The sequence below is a fragment of the Pseudomonas sessilinigenes genome (assembly GCF_003850565.1).
Lineage (GTDB): Bacteria > Pseudomonadota > Gammaproteobacteria > Pseudomonadales > Pseudomonadaceae > Aquipseudomonas > Aquipseudomonas sessilinigenes.
Window position 1 is genome coordinate 6,517,446 of the sequence record NZ_CP027706.1, and the last position, 17,799, is coordinate 6,535,244.

Here is a 17,799-nt window from a genome sequence, read left to right on the forward strand (position 1 = left end):
ACTACCTCTCCTAAGAAATTATTTTTTCAAGATCATCGGGAGATAAACGTTTGAGAGCCTCCAAAGATTTAGCTAATTCGTCCTGCAGCGAAGAAGTTGTCTGCCGCAGGGCCTGAACCTTCTCGACAAAGGCCGCGAGGCTCTCCGCACCGAACAGCGACTTGATGGGAATATCCACGCCGAACTGCTGCTTGACCCGGGTCACCACCTGGGCCACCAGCAGGGAATGGCCGCCCAGCTCGAAGAAGTTGTCGGTCATGCCCACCCGATCCAGCTTCAGCACATCGGCCCAGATCGCCGCAATCTGCTGCTCCAGTTCGCTCTGCGGCGCCACATAGACCTGCTGCATCTGCTGGGCGTCGACCTTGGGCAGGGCCTTGCGGTCGAGTTTGCCATTCGGGGTCAGGGGCAGCGCCTCCAGGAACAGCAGGTACGCCGGCACCATGTAGTCCGGCACGTGTTCCTTCAGCGCAGTCTTGATACTTTCGCGCAGGGCCGCCTGGACTTCCCCTGCCACCGCCATTGCGGCATCGCTCGGCACGATATAAGCCACCAGTTGCTGGCCGTTCTCACCGTCATGGGCCAGGACAAAGGCTTCGCGCACCGCCGTCTGCTGCACCAGCCGCGCTTCGATTTCCCCCAGTTCGATACGGAAGCCGCGAATCTTCACCTGATGGTCGATACGGCCGATGTACTCGATCACCCCATCGGCGCGGTAACGGGTCAGGTCGCCGGTGCGGTACACCCGGCCACCGTCGCTGGAGAACGGATTGGGCACGAACTTCTCGGCGGTCAGCCCTGGGCGTGCCAGATAACCGCGAGTCACCCCGGCACCAGCCAGGTACAGCTCACCGGCACTGCCCACCGGCATCGGTTGCAGGTCCGGGCTGAGGATGTAGCTCTGGGTATTGCTGATGGCCCGGCCGATATTCGCCTGCCCTCCCGCCTCGCGCCGGGTGTAGGTCGAGTAGGTGGTGTCTTCCGAAGGGCCATACAGGTCGTAGACATGCACCAGCCCCGCCTGTTGGTAGAGGCTGTCCACCAGGGCCTGTTTCAGCGGCTCACCCGCCAGGTTGATGATCCGTACGCTAGGCGGAATCTGCCCGCTGCGCTGCAGCGCGGCAATCGCCGAGGGCACGGTGTTGATCAAGCGCACCCGATCACGATCCACCAGCTCCGGCAGCTCCAGGGCGTTGCGGGCCAGGACGATGGAGCCGCCGCTGGACAGGGTCACGAACAGCTCCCACACCGACAGGTCGAAGCAGATCGAAGTCGAGGCCAGCACCCCTTGCAGGTCTTCGCTGCTGTACACACGTTGCGACCAGTCGATCAGCGCCAGCACGTTGCGGTGGGCAATCGCCACGCCCTTGGGCAGGCCGGTGGAACCGGAGGTGTAGATCACATAGGCCAGATTGTCTGGCGTACCTCGCGGCGTCGGATTGTCTATCGAGTAGCCGTCCAGCCAGCCCGGCTGGGCATCCACTTGCAGGGTCTGCAAGGACTCCACGGACGGCAGCAGCGACAGCAATGCGCTTTCGGTCAGCAGGATCTGCGCCTGACTGTCGCGCAGCATGTGCTCCAGGCGATCCTGTGGATAGTCCGGGTCCAGGGGCACATAGGCGCCACCGGCCTTGAGCACCGCCAACAGCGCCACGACCATTTCAGGGGTGCGCTGCAAGGCCACGCCAACACGTACTTCAGGCCCGACACCGAGTTCGATCAACTTGTGCGCCAGGCGGTTGGCCCGGGCATTAAGCTCCCGATAACTCAGACACTGGCCGGCGAACCACAGGGCCTCTGCCTCCGGGGCAGCCTGCACCCGGGCCTCGACCAGTTGCTGCACGCAGCCATCGCTAGGGAACTCACCGGCGACCGGGGCCCACTCGTGCAGCAGTCTGTTCTGCTCGGCAGCACCCAACAGCGGTAAGTCTCCCAGGCGCTGGTGCGGCTGCTGGACAATGCCTTGCAACAACTGCAGCCAGGACTGGGCCAGACGCTCGATGGTGGACGCCTCGAACAGGTCGGTGGCATAGGTCATGGAAGCCCAGAGGCCATCGTCGGACTCGAAGGTATCCAACGTCAGATCGAACTGGGTACTGCTCTCCTCGCCACTGAGCATCTGCACTTGCAAGCCGGGAATCACCAAGCCCTGGTCATCCTGACGGACAGCGGCCTGATGGTTGAACATCACCTGGAACAATGGGCTGTAACTCAGGCTACGCTCCGGTTTGAGGGCCTCCACCAACTGCTCGAAGGGCAGGTCCTGGTGCTCCTGGGCATCCAGGGCGCAGCCTTTGACCTGACGCAGAAAGTCGCTAAAGCTCAGTTGCCCGTCGACCTCGGCCTTGAGCACCTGAGTATTGACGAAGAAGCCGATCAGACGCTCGGTCTCGACCCGGTTGCGGTTGGCAGTCGGCACCCCGACGCGGATGTCCGCCTGGCCACTGTAGCGATGCAGCAGTACCTGGAACGAGGCCAGCAACAGCATGAACAGCGTGACCCCTTCGCGCTGGGCCAGCAGTTTCAGGGCTCCCGGCAAGGCGCCGTCCAGGCTGATGCCATGGCGCGCGCCCTTGTGGCTTTGCTGCAACGGCCGCGGATGATCCAGGGGCAGGTCCAGCACCTGGGCGCCGCCTTCCAGTTGCTGCAACCAGTAATCGAGCTGCCGCTCGCGCTCACCGGCCTCCATCCATTGCCGTTGCCAGGCCGCGTAGTCCGCGTACTGCACCGCCAGCGCCGGCAACTCGGCCTGCTGCCCCTGGCTATGGGCGCCATAGAGCTTGATCAGTTCCTCCACCATCAACTGCATCGACCAGCCATCGGAAACGATGTGGTGCTGGACCAGCACCAGTACATGCTCGTCCGCTGCCAGGCGCACCAGGGTGGCCCGCAGCAACGGTCCCTGGCGCAGGTCGAACGGCTGACGTACCTGGGTGTCGATGACCTGCTTGATCAAGTCATCGGTGTTGCCGGCCTCCACTAGCAGGGACAAGTCCTGCTGGCTGATGGGCAAGCGGGCCTGGGCCGCGATCACCTGTGTCAGGCCCTGGGCGCTCTCGACAAAGTGCGTGCGCAAGCTTTCATGGCGGGCGATCAAGGCATCGAAACTGCTTTGTAGGGCCTGGCTATCCAGATCGCCACGCAGGCGCAGGGCCATGGGGATGTGATAGGCGCTGCTGTCAGAATCCAGCTGCCAGAGGAACCACTGGCGTTCCTGGGCATAGGACACCGCCAGCGGCTGTTGCCGATCTACCAGGGAAATCGGCTGGAGTTGCTGGGTGGTTTCCGGCCCCAGCAGGCGGACGAAATCTTCCAGCGACTCACCTTCGAACAGCAGCTTGAGCGGCGCTTCGATCCCCAGTTCCTGGCGGATGCGCGACATCACCTGGGTGGCCAGCAGCGAATGGCCGCCGAGCTCGAAGAAGTTATCGCTCAAGCCAACCTGTTCCAGTTTCAGTACCTGGGCCCAGATTCCGGCCACTTGTCGTTCGCGCTCGCTGCGCGGGGCCACATGAGCCTGCTGCAACAGGCTGCCATCAATGGGCGGCAAAGCATTGCGATTGAGCTTGCCGTTGGCAGTCAGAGGCAACGCCTGGAGGAACAGCACATGAGCCGGAACCATGTAACCCGGCAGATGCTCGCGCAGCCCGGCCTTGATATCGTCCCGCAGCGGCAGTTGCTCCGAGACCAGATCCTGGCTGTTCCAATCCAGGCCAGCGGGCACCACATAGGCCACCAACTGCGGACCGTCCGGCCCCTCCGGGGCCAGCACCACCGCCTCGCGTACCCTAGGCAATTCCAGCAGCCGCGCTTCGATCTCCCCCAACTCGATGCGGAAACCGCGGATTTTCACTTGATGGTCGATACGACCGATGTAGCCGATCGAACCGTCTGCCTGGTAGCGTGCCAGATCGCCGGTACGGTAGAGCCGTCCACCAACCTCACCAAACGGGTCCGGGACAAACCGCGCTGCGCTCAAGTCACCGCGATTCAGGTAGCCCCAAGCCAACCCGGCACGCCCGATATACAACTCACCGACGCAGCCCTTGGGCACCGGTTGCAGGTTGCCGTCCAGCAAATACCAGGACATGTCGGGAATCAGCTCGCCGATTGGGCTTGCTCCCGCCAGGCTCAGGTCCGCCCGGGACAATGGACGGTAGGTCACATGCACCGTGGTTTCGGTGATGCCGTACATGTTCACCAGCTGAGGACGCTGATCGCCGAAACGCTGGAACCAGGGGTGCAGGGTATTGACCTCCAGGGCCTCGCCACCGAACACGATGTAGCGCAACCGATGCTCCGGCTCGGCGTTACAGGCCACGTGCATCAATTGACGGAACGCCGACGGCGTCTGGTTGAGTACGGTCACGCCCTCGGCGCAAAGCAACGGGTAGAAGTCCTGGGCCGAACGCGCCACCTCTTGAGGCACGATCAGCAACCGCCCGCCGTACAGCAAGGCACCGAAGATCTCCCAGACCGAGAAATCGAACGCATAGGAGTGGAACAGGCTCCAGACATCCTCGGAGCCGAACTGGAACCACGCCTGGGTAGCCGCGAACAGACGCAGGACGTTGTGGTGCGGTTGCAAGGTGCCCTTGGGCTTGCCGGTGGAGCCGGAGGTATAGATCACATAGGCCAAGTCCTCGGGTGTTACCCCAACTTCGGGGTTGTCGGTCCGATAGCCGTCCAGTGGCTGCTCCAGCAACCAGGTGCGGCCGGCAAACGCCGGCAAACCCTGCTGCAGGTGTTCCTGGGTGAGCAGCAGCGCAATGGCGCTGTCATGCATCATGTGCTGCAGACGATCCTGGGGATAAGCCGGGTCCAGCGGCACATAGGCACCGCCAGCCTTGAGAATCGCCAGCAAGCCGATGACCATCTCCAGGCTGCGCTCCACCGCCAGCCCCACCAGGACATTGGGCCCCACGCCCTGTTCAATGAGCTTGTGCGCCAGGCGGTTGGCCCGCTCGTTGAGCTGCTGGTAGTCCAGGCTCTGTCCGCCGAAGGTCAGAGCCATGGCCTGAGGCGCCCTGGCGGCCTGGGCCTCGATAAGCTGATGGACACAGGCCCGGGAAGAGAATGCCTGCTGCTGCGGGTTCCACTGGCCAAGGATCTGCGCCTGCTCATCGGCCTCGAGCAAGGGCAACAGGCCGATGCGCTGCTGCGGCTGGCGGACCACGCCTTGCAACAACTGACGCCAATGGGTGGCCAGGCGCTCGACGGTGGCGGCGTCGAACACATCGCAGGCATAGACCAGGGACGCGGCGATCCGGCCCTGGGTTTCCACGGTGTCCAGGGTCAGGTCGAACTGCGCCGACTGCCCCTGGGAATCCAGGGCCTCGATGCTCAGGCCCGGCAGGTTTAGGGGTTTACCTGTGCCCGCCGCTTCCACCTGATGATTGAACATCACCTGAAACAGCGGGTTGTGGCTCAGGCTGCGCTCCGGCTGCAAGGCCTCCACCAATTGCTCGAAAGGCAGGTCCTGGTGCGCCTGCGCCGCCAGGGCGGTCTGGCGCACCTGCTGCAGCAACTGGCTGAAGGACATCTGTCCGTCGATCTCGGCCTTGAGCACCTGGGTGTTGACGAAGAAGCCGATCAGGCGCTCGGTTTCGACCCGGTTGCGGTTAGCAATGGGCACACCGACGCGGATATCGGCCTGGCCGCTGTAGCGGTGTAGCAGAGTCTGGAAAGAAGCCAGCAACAGCATGAACAGGGTCACCCCTTCCCGCTGGGCCAGGCTGCTCAGGGCTGCACTCAACGGCTGCTCCAAAATCAGCTCCAGGCGCCCGCCCCTATGGCTTTGCACCGCGGGGCGCGGGCGATCCAGAGGCAGCTCGAGCAAGGGTTGCTCGCCACCCAGTTGCGCAGTCCAGTAGGCCAGTTGTCGCTCCTTTTCACCGGCCTCCATCCAGTGGCGCTGCCAAATGGTGTAGTCGGCATACTGGATCGGCAGCGCCGGCAACGGCGCCGGCTGCCCTTGGCAGTAACCGATATAGAGTGCGATCAGCTCCTCCACCATGACCTGCATCGACCAACCATCGGAAACGATATGGTGTTGGGTCATGACCAGCACATGGTCATCCTCGGCCACTTGCAACAAGCCGACCCTGAGCAGCGGCCCCGCCAGCAGGTCGAACAACTGCCGGGTCTGGACCTGGACGAAGTCCTGCACGGCCGTGTTGATCTGCAGCTCGCTCGACTGTGCCGGCAGCGACTGGCGCACCAACTCCAGGGACGCCTCGGGGGCGACCACCTGTGCTGCCGCATCTTCATCCTCGACAAAATGCGTACGCAGGCTTTCATGCCGGGCGATCAGGCTGTCGAAGCTGCGCTGCAGGACCTCGACATTCAATTTTCCACGCAGTCGCAGAGCCTTGGGAATGTGATAGGCAGTGCTCTGCGGCGCCAGTTGCCAGAGGAACCACTGGCGTTGCTGGGCATAGGAAAGCGGTATGCGCTCCTGGCTCAGCCGTACCTCGGGAATCGGCAGGTTGGCCGGGGAGATGCCCTGTTCGAGCATTTTCTGCAGGTAGACCTGGCGCTTCTCCAAGGGCAAGAGGATGAAGCCCTTGACGATTTTCAACGCGGTGGTGTTGTCCATTACACAGCCTCCATTTCGTCAAGTAACAGCTCCAGCGCACTCAGGTCGGCGCTTTGCACCTGACCAGCAGCCTGTTGCAACTGGTTGACGAACAGCCCCAGGGTTGGAAATTCAAACGCCATCTGCACGCTGACCTGACGTCCAAGCTTGAGCTGGACTCGAGAGACCATCGAAGTTACCAACAAGGAATGTCCACCTAGTTCAAAGAAGTTATCGTTCATACCCACCTGCTCGACCTCGAGCACTTGGGCCCAGATCGCCGCGACCTGTTGTTCCAGCTCGCTCTCTGGGGCTATGTAGGCCTGCTGCCAAAAGCTGGCATCTGCCTGTGGCAGGGCCTTGCGGTCCAGCTTGCCGTTGGGGCTCAACGGCAAGGCCTCGAGGAACAGCAAGTGGGCCGGCAACATGTAGTCCGGCAACACCTCTTTGAGCGCCTCTCTCAGCTGCTCGCGCAACTGCGCCTGGTCTTCCTGGCTATCCGCTGCGACGCCGGCGGCCGCCACCAAGTAAGCCACCAGTTGTGGCCCACCAGCCGCCTCCTGGGCCAGGACCACTGCTTCGCGCACCTGCATCTGTTCCAACAACCGCGCTTCGATCTCGCCCATCTCGATACGGAAACCGCGGATCTTCACCTGATGGTCGATGCGCCCGGCGTACTCCACCACGCCATCGGCGTCATAGCGGGCCAGGTCGCCGGAACGGTACAGGCGCCCACCATCGGTGCTGAACGGGTCAGGAATGAAGCGCTCCGCCGTCAACCCCGGACGATCGTGGTAACCACGAGCCAGCAGCTCACCGCCAATCATCAGCTCGCCGGTGGCACCGCTGAGGGTCAGGTTGCCACTGTTGTCCAGCAGGTAGATGGAGCGACCCGGCAAGCCCTTGCCCAGAGGGATCTGGCTTGGCAGGGCTTCACCGTCCTGCAGGTAGCGACTGCAGTCATGGGTGGTAACACTCACCGTGGCCTCGGTGGGCCCATAGGTGTTGAGCAGGCAGGCGTGCTTCAAGCCGGCCTTCTTCCAGGCCGCCACACCTTCGGCCGCCATCGCTTCGCCACCCAGGTTGAGCTGGCGCAGGCGCCCGAAGTCACGGGGTTCACCAGCAGCAAAATCCTTGCCCAACATGAACCAGTAGGCGGTGCTCAAGTCGACGATGCTGATACCCTGCTCGATCAACTCGCGGTAGAAGGTTTCGCTGTCCCACAGCTCCTTGCCGCGAATCACTACCGAGGCGCCGCAGATCAGTGCCGGATACAGCTGTTCGACAAAGGCGTCGAAGTTGAAGGTCGAGAACTGCAGGCCACGATCTGCTGCACTCATGTTGAAGTAATCACGAGAAACCTGGGCATGCTGGCTCAAGGCGCTATGACTGATACCCACGCCCTTGGGCCGGCCAGTGGAACCCGAGGTGTACATCACATAGGCCAGATTGTCGGCTTGCGCCCGTGGCGATGGATTTTCCAGGGAATAGCCTTCAAAGCCCTGCTGATACGAGTCCAGGCACAGATGGGGTATTTCTACGGCCCCGCGCAGGCGCTCCAGCAACGGCGACTGGGTCAGTAGTAGCTGGATCCCGCTGTCCTGCATCATGTAGTGCAGGCGATCCTGGGGATATTCAGGGTCCAGGGGTACATAGGCGCCGCCCGCCTTGAGCACCGCCAGCAGGCCGACGATCATCTCCAAGCCACGCTCCACCGCGATACCAACCCGGACATCCGGACCGATGCCCAGTTCGATCAGCTTGTGGGCCAACTGATTGGCCCTCTGGTTGAGCTGGCCGTAACCCAGTTGCTGACCGGCGCATAGCAGTGCCAGCGCATCCGGAGTCTGCTCGGCCTGGACCTCGACCAACTGCTGGACGCAGAGCGGCGACAGATGTCGCGCCGGGATACGACTACGCTGCTGCTCGATCAAGCCACGTTCGGTGGCGCCGATCAAAGACAGTTCGCCAATGCTGCATTGCGGCTGTTCCACCATGACCATCAGCAACTGCTGCAGATAAGCCGCCAATTGCTGGATATTCGCCTGGCCGAAATGCTCCAGGGCATAGCTGTAGTCGAACGCCAAGGTCTGCCCCAGGTAGACCGACAGCGTCAGGGGATAGTTGGTCTGCTCATGGTTGGCAGCTACGCCAAAGCTCAATTGCGCCGGAGCGCCTTGCGCAAGGGCCTCGGATACCGGGTAGTTCTCGAACACCAGGATGTTGTCGAACAGAGCCTCGCCTCCCAGACCGGCCCAGCGCTGTACTTCGTACAACGGTGTGTGCTCGAAGTCGCGCAGGGCCAGGTTGCGCTCCTGCACCAATTGCAGCCAATCGCCGACCGGCATGTCCGGACGTGGCGCGGCCACCACCGGCAAGGTATTGATGAACAGGCCGATCTGCTGCTCCACGCCCTTGAGTTCCGCCGGGCGGCCAGACACCGTGGCACCGAACACCACCGTGTCCTGTCCGGTATAGCGCTGCAACAGCAGCAACCAGGCCGCTTGCACCAATGTGTTGACCGTGACCTTCTGCTGTCGAGCGAACTCGCTCAAGCGCTGGGTCTGTTGCAGGTCCAGGTGCTGCTGATAGGCGGCGTAGCCTTGGCCAGTCGGAGCCTGATCGCTACGGCTAATGGCCTGGGCCAACCGGGTTGGTTCATCCAGGGTCGCCAGTTGCTGCTTCCAGAAATGCTCGCTGAGCGTTGCATCCTGACGTTGCAGCCAGGCGATGTAGTCGCGATAGCGCCCGGGCACCTGGCTGGCGAACTGTCCTGCATAGCGTTGCAGCACTTCACCCAGCAATCGCGAGTTGCTCCAGCCATCCATCAGGATGTGGTGGTTGGTATAGATAAGGTGGTGGCGTTTCTCACCGGTACGCACCAAGGTCAGGCGTAGCAGCGGCGCGGCCAGCAAGTCGAAGCCACGCAGGCGCTCTTCCTCGGCCAAGCCATCCAGGGCTGCTGGCGCGAACTCGGTTGCCCGCCAGTCATGCTCGACAAAGTCCAGGTGGGCGCGCTTGCTCACTACCTGGATCGGCGCGGGCAATTCGCCCTGCCAGAGGAAACCGCTGCGCAGGATGTCATGGCTGTCGATGGCCGCCTGCCAAGCCTGGCGGAAACGCTCAGGCTCCAGCCCATCCACGTCCAGCCGCAGTTGGTTGATGTAATCGCCCGCGCCCTGCTCGTAGAGGGTGTGGAACAGCATGCCCTGCTGCATCGGCGACAGTGGATAGAGGTCTTCGACCTCTGCCAGCGCCAATGGCAGTTGGTCCAGTTGCTGCTGGTTCAGGCCCGCCAACGGGAAGTCCGAAGGGGTTACACCGCGGTGCTCGGGCTGGCTGCAATGCTCGATCAGCGCCTTGAGCTCTCGGGCGTAGTCATCCGCCAGGCACTGGATGGTCGTGCTATCGAACATGGCCTGGCTGAAAGTCCAGCCCAGTTTCAATTGGCCGCCATAGACCTGGCCGTTGATGCTCAACCAGTTGCCTAGTGGAGCCTGGGCGTCCTGATCGCGACCCTTGGCTTCAGCGCTCGGGGCAAACCAGGCATCCGGCTCGTCGAAGCTGCCGTCGAACTGACCCAGGTAGTTGAAGGTGATGCGCGGCACCGCCAGCGCAGCCAGGGTCTGTTGTGCGGCCTCATCCCCCAGGTAACGCAAGACGCCAAAACCTAGGCCCTTGTTCGGTACCGCGCGCAGTTGCTCCTTGATGAACTTGATCGAGTCGGCCAGGGCCGGCTGCGGCGTCAGCTTCACCGGGAACACGCTGGTGAACCAACCCACGGTGCGGCTCAGATCGATACTGTTGAACAGCTCCTCACGGCCGTGGCCTTCCAACTGCACCAGGGCGCTGTCCTGGCCAGTCCAGCGGGTGATGACCCGGGCCAGTGCGGTGAGCAGCAGGTCATTGATCTGGGTGCGGTAAGCCGCTGGGGCATCTTGCAACAAACGCTGGGTATGAATCTGGTCCAGCTCGGTGCTGACGCTCAGTGCATCCTGGAGCACTGTCTGGCCGGTGGCCCGATCACAGGGCAAGTCCGACTCTACGCCTTGTAGCTGCGCCTGCCAGTAACCCAGCTCCTGCTGCAACGCCGCGCTGCCGGCATAGGCCTGCAATTGCCCAGCCCAAGACTGGAAAGAACTGGTCTTGGCCGGCAGCTTGATGGCTTGCCCGGCAGCTTGCTGCGCCAAGGCTTGCTGCAGATCCTCCAGCAGCACTCGCCAGGACACTCCATCCACCACCAGGTGATGGATAGCCAGCAACAAGCGCTGGGAGCCGTCTTGTAGAGTGAAGAGCACTGCACGCAGCAAAGGCCCCTGTTGCAGCTCGAGGCTGCGTTGCGCCGCATCGCACAAGGATGGCAGCGAACCTTCGGTGACATTGTCCGCCAGCCACAACAACGCATCGGTTTGCATCGCTGCCAACGGCGCCGAGGTCACTTGCCCCAGCGGCGTATAAGTTGCGACCCAGGCTGGGGTTTTCTCAACAAAATTCAGCCGCAGGCCGTCGTGATGTTCGAGCAAGGCATGCAAGCCCTGCTCCAATGCCTTGGCGCTCAGGGTCTTCAATGGCTTGAGCAGCACCGACTGGTTCCAGTGATGCCGTTCCGGCACCGGTGTCTCGAAGAACCACTGCTGGATCGGCAGCAGCGGCATCTGCCCGCGCACCGGGCCCTGGTCGATCTGCAAACCGCCCTCGCCCTGCTCCGCCACCGTGGCCAGCCCCTGCACCGTCTGGTGCTGGAACAGGTCCTTGGGGGTGAAGCGGATACCGGCTTGCCGCGCCCGGCTGACCACCTGGATCGAGATGATCGAGTCACCGCCCAGCTCGAAGAAGTTATCGGTGACGCCCACCTGCTCAAGCTTCAGCACATCGGCCCAGATCGCGGCGATCTGTTGTTCCAGCTCGTTTTGCGGCGCCACGTAGGTCTGCTGCATCAGCTGCGCATCGACTTTCGGCAGCGACTTGCGGTCCAGCTTGCCGTTCGGTGTCAGCGGCAGTGCTTCGAGGAACAGCAGGTAGGTCGGTACCATGTAGTCCGGCAGGCTTTCCCGCAGGCGGGCCTTGATGCTCTCGCGCAACTGCGCCTGGCGCTCGTTGCTCGATGCCACCTCGGCGTCCACCGGCACGATATAGCCCACCAGTTGCTGGCCGCTCGGCCCTGGCTGGGCGATCACCGCCACTTCCAGCACCGGGTCCTGCTCCAGCAGGCGCGCTTCGATCTCGCCCAGCTCGATACGGAAGCCCCGCACCTTGACCTGGTGGTCGACACGCCCCACGTACTCCACCAGGCCGTCGGTACGGTAGCGCGTCAGGTCACCGCTGCGGTACAACCGGGCACCGGTGGTGCTGTAGGGGTCAGGGATAAAGCGTTCCGCCGTCAGCCCCGGACGATCCAGGTAACCCCGGGCTACGCCCAGCCCACCCAGGTACAGCTCGCCCGCCACGCCCACCGGCAACAGGTTGAGGTTGGCATCGGCCACGTAGGCGCTGCGGTTGCCAACGATGTTGCCGATCGGCGCATAAGCTGCATCGCACGGGTCCCCCGCCTTAGCCTTCCAGATCAACGGCGTAACCACCGTCTCGGTCGGGCCGTAGCCGTTGAAGATGTACTTCGGACGCAGCACTCGCCAGGCCAAGTCGTAACTGGCCTGGGGCACGGCATCGCCGCCGAAGCAGTAGACCCGCACCGCCGGTGGGTTGCCGTCGCGCTCGGCGTGTACCGCCAGTTGTTGCAGGTACACCGGCGGGAACACACCGACGGTGACACCGTAGCGATGCATCTGTTCGTAGGTGAATTCCGGCGACCACACACTATCGTCGCGGATCAGCACGCTGGCGCCGTAGATCAGCGGGTGCATCCAGCCTTCGTGGGAGCCGTCGAAGGCGAAGGACATGAAATGCAGCTCGCAGTCCGCCGGGCTCATTTCATAACGCTCGCCGGTGGCCAGGCTGTGCATGGCCAGCGGGCCATGGGACACCGCCACGCCCTTGGGCAAGCCGGTGGAGCCGGAGGTGTAGATCACATAGGCCAGGTTTTCCTCGGCCAGATCCACCTCCGGGCTGGTCGCAGGATAGGCCGCAAAATCCGCCGCGCCTTCGACGCTGAGGGTCGGCAAACCGTCCGGGATCGGCAAGCGCTCCAGCAGGTGATCCTGGGTCAGCAGCAGCCACGCGCCGCTGTCCTGCATCATGTAGCGCAGGCGGTCCTGGGGGTATTCGATATCCAGCGGCACATAGACACCGCCGGCCTTGAGCACCGCCAGGAAGGCCACCATGATCTCCGCGCAGCGCGGCATGGCAATGGCCACCCGTACCTCCGGGCCCACTCCCAGCTCGATCAGCTTGTGCGCCAGTTGGTTGGCTTGCGTATCCAGCTCGCGATAGCTCAGGCGCTGCTCGGCGAAGAACACTGCCGGCGCGTCCGGGGCCTTGGCCGCCTGATCGGCGAACAGTTGATGGACAAAGCGGTGAGTCGGGTAGACCACATCGGTGTGGTCCCACTCCTGGCGAATGCGCCGCTGCTCGTCCTGGTTCAGCATCAGCAGCTCGCCGATCGCTTGCTGCGGCTCGAGCATGCCCTGCAGCAGGTTTCGCCAATGATCGGCAAGACGCTCGATAGTCGAAACCTCAAACAGCTCGCCGGCGTAGATGAACGATGCATTGATCCCCGCGTCAGTCTCCAGGGTCTCCAGGGTCAGGTCGAATTGCGCCGTGCCGCCCTGAAGGACCATTTCTTGCGCCACAAGCCCTGGCAGGCTGGTGCCATCGGTACTTTCTCCGGCGATGCTCAAATGGTTGTACATCACCTGGAACAGCGGGTTCTGGTCCAGCGCACGCTGCGGCTTGAGGGCATCCACCAGGCGATCGAATGGCAGGTCCTGGTGGGCCTGGGCGGCCAACGCGGTCGCCTTCACCTGGCGCAGCAACTGCCCTACGACGAGGCTCGGCGCCAGGTCGACGCGCATGACCAGGGTGTTGACGAAGAAACCCATCACGCCTTCCATTTCCTGGTGGCGTCGATTGCTCACCGGAACCCCGATGCGGATATCCGGTTGATCCGAGTAGCGATGGAGCAAGAGCGCGAAGGACCCGAGGAACAGCTGGAACAGCGTCATGTCGTGGGCCTGCGCCAAGCGGCGCAGCCCTTGCTCCAGATCCACCGGCAAACGCAACCCCAAACGCTCCTGCCGATGGCTGACCAGCGCCTGGCGCGGGTGATCCACCGGCAGCTCCAGCACCGGGTGCTCCAACCCCAGTTGCTCGCGCCAGTAGTCCAGCTGGCGCTGCTGCTCTCCTTGCTCGAGCCAGGCCCGATGCCAGCTGGCATAGTCGGCGTACTGCACGCTCAACTCATCGAACTGCGCAACATGTCCCTGGACGAAGCCGCGGTAGAGCGCAACGAATTCCCGCGCCAGCACACTCATGGATGCACCATCGGAAATGATGTGGTGCAGCGTCACCACCAACAGGCAGTCCTGCTCCGCAATCTGCAGGACGCGGGCCCGACACAGCGGCCCGCGCTCCAGATCGAACAACTCCTGGGTCTCTGCCAGGGCGCGAGCCCGGATCGCCTCGTGGGACAGGCCCGGGGCAAGACTCTCCCAAGCCAGGGCAATCTCGCCCTGAGGGTGTACGACCTGGCACAGGGAGTCCTGGTTCTGGGTAAAAGTGGTGCGGAAGGCTTCATGGCGCTGTACCAGGACCTGGAAGGTCTGCCGCAGTGCCTCCGGGTCCAATACCCCCTGGAGCCGCACGATGATCGGTGTGTGATAAGCAGTGCTGTGCGGGTGCATCTGCCAGAACAACCACTGCCGCTGCTGGGCATGGGACACCGGCAGCGGCACCCCACGCTGCACGGCCTCGATGGTCGGCAGGCTAGCGGCGGCACAGTTCTGCACCTGCTCGACGAACTCGTCCAGGCGCGCCGTCTCGAACAGCACGCGCAAGGGCACATCAGCCGACAACAGCCGCCGCACGCGAGAGATAATCTGGGTCGCCAGCAATGAATGGCCGCCCAGGGCAAAGAAGTTGTCACCCAGGCCTACGCGCTCGACCTTGAGTACCTCTTGCCAGATCGACGCAATCCGCTGTTGCAGTTCGCTGACCGGCGCCACATGGACCTCGACCGATACCTGCTGTTGCAACGCAGGCAGTGCCCGCATATCCAGCTTACCGTTCGGAGTCAGTGGCATGTGCTCCAGCGCCACGAAATGCATGGGCACCATGTAGTCCGGCAACGTTGTGGCCAGTTGCCGGCGAATCTCCTGCCAGGCCTCCTCCGCCACCAGCCCCCCGGCCAGTACGACATAGGCCGCCACTTGCGGCTCATCGGCCGGCCGCACCACCTGCGCCACCGCATCCTCGACCCCGGGCAGTTGCTTGAGGGCAGAGGTGATCTCACCCAGCTCGATACGGTAACCACGAATCTTCACCTGATGGTCGATTCGCCCCAGGTAATCGAGCATGCCATCGTCCAGGTAACGCGCCAGATCCCCGGTCCGGTACAGGCGTTGGCCATCGCTGAAGGGGTCAGGGACAAAGCGCTCGGCAGTCAATGCCGCCCGGCGATGATAGCCACGCGCCAGCCCAGCTCCGCCCACGTAGAGCTCGGCAGGAGTGCCAGCGGCCACCGGTTGTAACGATGCATCCAGTACATGGGCACGCACGTTGGCCAGGGGCAATCCCAGGGGCACCACAGCCCGCGCATCATCCACCACGTCAGCGGCCATGGTCAGGGCGCCCACCGTGGTTTCCGTCGGGCCGTAGTGGTTGAACACCGCGCATTCTGGTGCCAATGCCTTGATTCTCGCTACCAGCCCGGTGGGGCAAGCCTCCCCTCCCAGTACCAGGCACTGCCTTGGCAAGGAACGCGCCGGCTGCTCGCACCCCATCAGCGCCAGCAGATGCGAAGGGACGATCTTCAACACGTCGATCTGCTGCACATGCAGATAGGCCGAAAAGGCCTCGGCATCCAAGCCGGTATCCAGATCGATGATATGCAGGCAACTACCGGAGCACAGGGCGCCGAACAACGTGGTATGCCCCAGGTCGGCGGCAATGGTCGAGACCACCGCCATATTGCGCGCAGCCCCCAGGGGCAGGCGCTGGATGATCGCCTGCACGTAGTTGGCCAGGGCTCCATGGGAAATGCTGACCCCCTTGGCCGTGCCAGTGGAACCTGAGGTGTAGATCGAGTACGCCAGGTTCGCCGCCTCGACCCGCGGTAGCGTGGCCGAATGGCCGACAATCGGGGCCCAGTTATCCGGGCGGTCCAGCAACAGGACACCGACCTGGCTCGCCACGGGCAAACGATCCTGGACCCGGGACTCGCTCAACAACAGACGCACGCCACTGTCCTCGAGCATATGGCCCAGGCGTTGTTCGGGATATTGCGGGTCCAGCGGCACATAGGCACCACCGGCCTTGAGTACCGCCAGCAAACCGACCACCATTTCCAGCGAGCGCTCCACGGCGATGCCCACCGGCACCTCCGGCCCCACTCCACGCGCCAGGAGAGCCACGGCCAGTCGATCGGCTTGCTGTTCCAGCTCGCGGTAGGTCAATACGCGCTCACCGAATACCAGGGCCGGCGCATCGGGCTGCAAACGAACCTGCTCACTGAACAGGTCGAGCACCGAATCGGCGCTGAATGACTGGACCATTCCGGCGCCCCGATCCAGGGTTTCGCGGACCTGGCCGGCATCGAGTAGCGTCAGCTCGGCAATCGCCGAGTGCGGCTCGCGCACCATCGCCCACAGCAGGTTCTGCCAATGCCCCGCCATGCGCTCGATGGTCGACTGCTCGAAGAGCTGGCAGTCGTAGGTAAAAGCCGCTTGCAGGCGACCACCACGCTCGAAGGTATCCAGCGTCAGGTCGAATTGTACGGTTCGCTCGTTGCGTGGCAGTGCCTGTACCTCCAGCCCCGAACGACTGCGCAAGGCGGCCAGTTCGGTAACTTGCGGCTGATGGTTGTAAAGCACTTGGAACAAGGGGCTGTGGCTCAGGCTGCGCTCCAGCTGCAACGCCTCCACCAGGCGTTCGAAAGGCAACTCCTGATGAGCCTGCGCACCCAGGGTGGTCTCGCGGATATCGGCCAGCAATTGCTCGACCGTCACCTGCGGGCTCAACTCCGTACGCAACACCTGGGTATTGACGAAAAAGCCGATCAAGCCTTCGGCTTCCTGGCGCGTGCGGTTGGCGATCGGCACACCGACACGGATATCCTGCTGACCGCTGTATCGAGACAGCAGCAGCTTGAACCCAGCCAACAATACGGCAAACAGCGTCACTCCCTGCTTGCGGGCCAAGCCCCCCAACTGCTGGGCCAGGGAAGGGTCCAGGTCGAGGTCCAGACGGCGCCCCTGACGGCTGGAATGGGCCTGGCGCGGATGATCGGTCGGCAGTTGCAGAACCGGATGCTCGTCCCCAAGCTTCGCCCGCCAGTACTCCAACTGCCGCTCCTGCTCTCCCGCCTCCAGCCAGCTGCGCTGCCACAAGGCATAGTCGCGGTACTGGATCGGCAAGGCCTGGACATCAAGGGATTCACCCTCGACCAAAGCATCGTAGGCACGCAGGAATTCCTCGATCAGCACCCCCATCGACCAACCATCAGCAACGATGTGGTGCAAGGTCAGGAGCATGACATGCTCCTGCGCGCCCAACTCCAACACACAAACCCGTAGCAACGGCCCTTGCTGCAGATCGAAAGGCCGGCGAGCCTCGGCATCGGCCCGCAGCTGTACTTCAGCCTCGCGCTGCTCGGGAGCGAGCCCACACAGATCCTGGTGGTCGATAGCCACCCGGGCCTCCAGGATGACTTGCCGAGGCTCGTCTTCTTCCAGACGAAACACCGTGCGCAGACTCTCGTGGCGGTCCAGCAACCAATCGAAGGCCCGGGCCAGCAGCCCGCGATCTAAAGGCCCTCGCAGGCGGACAGCGTTCGGCAGGTTGTAGGCGGCACTCTGCGGATCGAGCTGCCAAAGGAACCACATGCGCTGCTGCGCATAGGACAGCGCCTGGCGGCCAGGTACAGCGACCTCCGCAGGAATAGGCAGCAGAGAGAAATCGACACCTTCCTTGTCCAGCGCCTTCAAGAACAGCCGACGCTTTTCCAGCGGCAGTTCAATGAATCTGCGGGCGAGCTTCAAGGAGTCTTCTGCATTCATCGGGAGTCATCCGTACTTACTTGTTGGGTATCGGGCACTAGCCCAGTCATCCCT

2 protein-coding genes are annotated in these 17,799 nt (G+C 63.1%); both read right to left on the bottom strand.

Going from position 1 to position 17,799, the window contains the following annotated elements; translation table 11 throughout:
- Window positions 1-10: 10 nt before the first annotated feature.
- Window positions 11-6,598, bottom strand: coding sequence for a non-ribosomal peptide synthetase (locus C4K39_RS29750; RefSeq protein ID WP_124348150.1), 6,588 nt, complete (start codon window positions 6,596-6,598; stop codon window positions 11-13).
- Window positions 6,598-17,745: a non-ribosomal peptide synthetase gene (locus tag C4K39_RS29755; RefSeq protein ID WP_124348151.1), complete on the bottom strand. Its 11,148-nt coding sequence runs from the start codon at window positions 17,743-17,745 to the stop codon at window positions 6,598-6,600. Before C4K39_RS29755 ends, C4K39_RS29750 begins: the two co-directional genes overlap by 1 nt.
- Window positions 17,746-17,799: the final 54 nt, after the last annotated feature.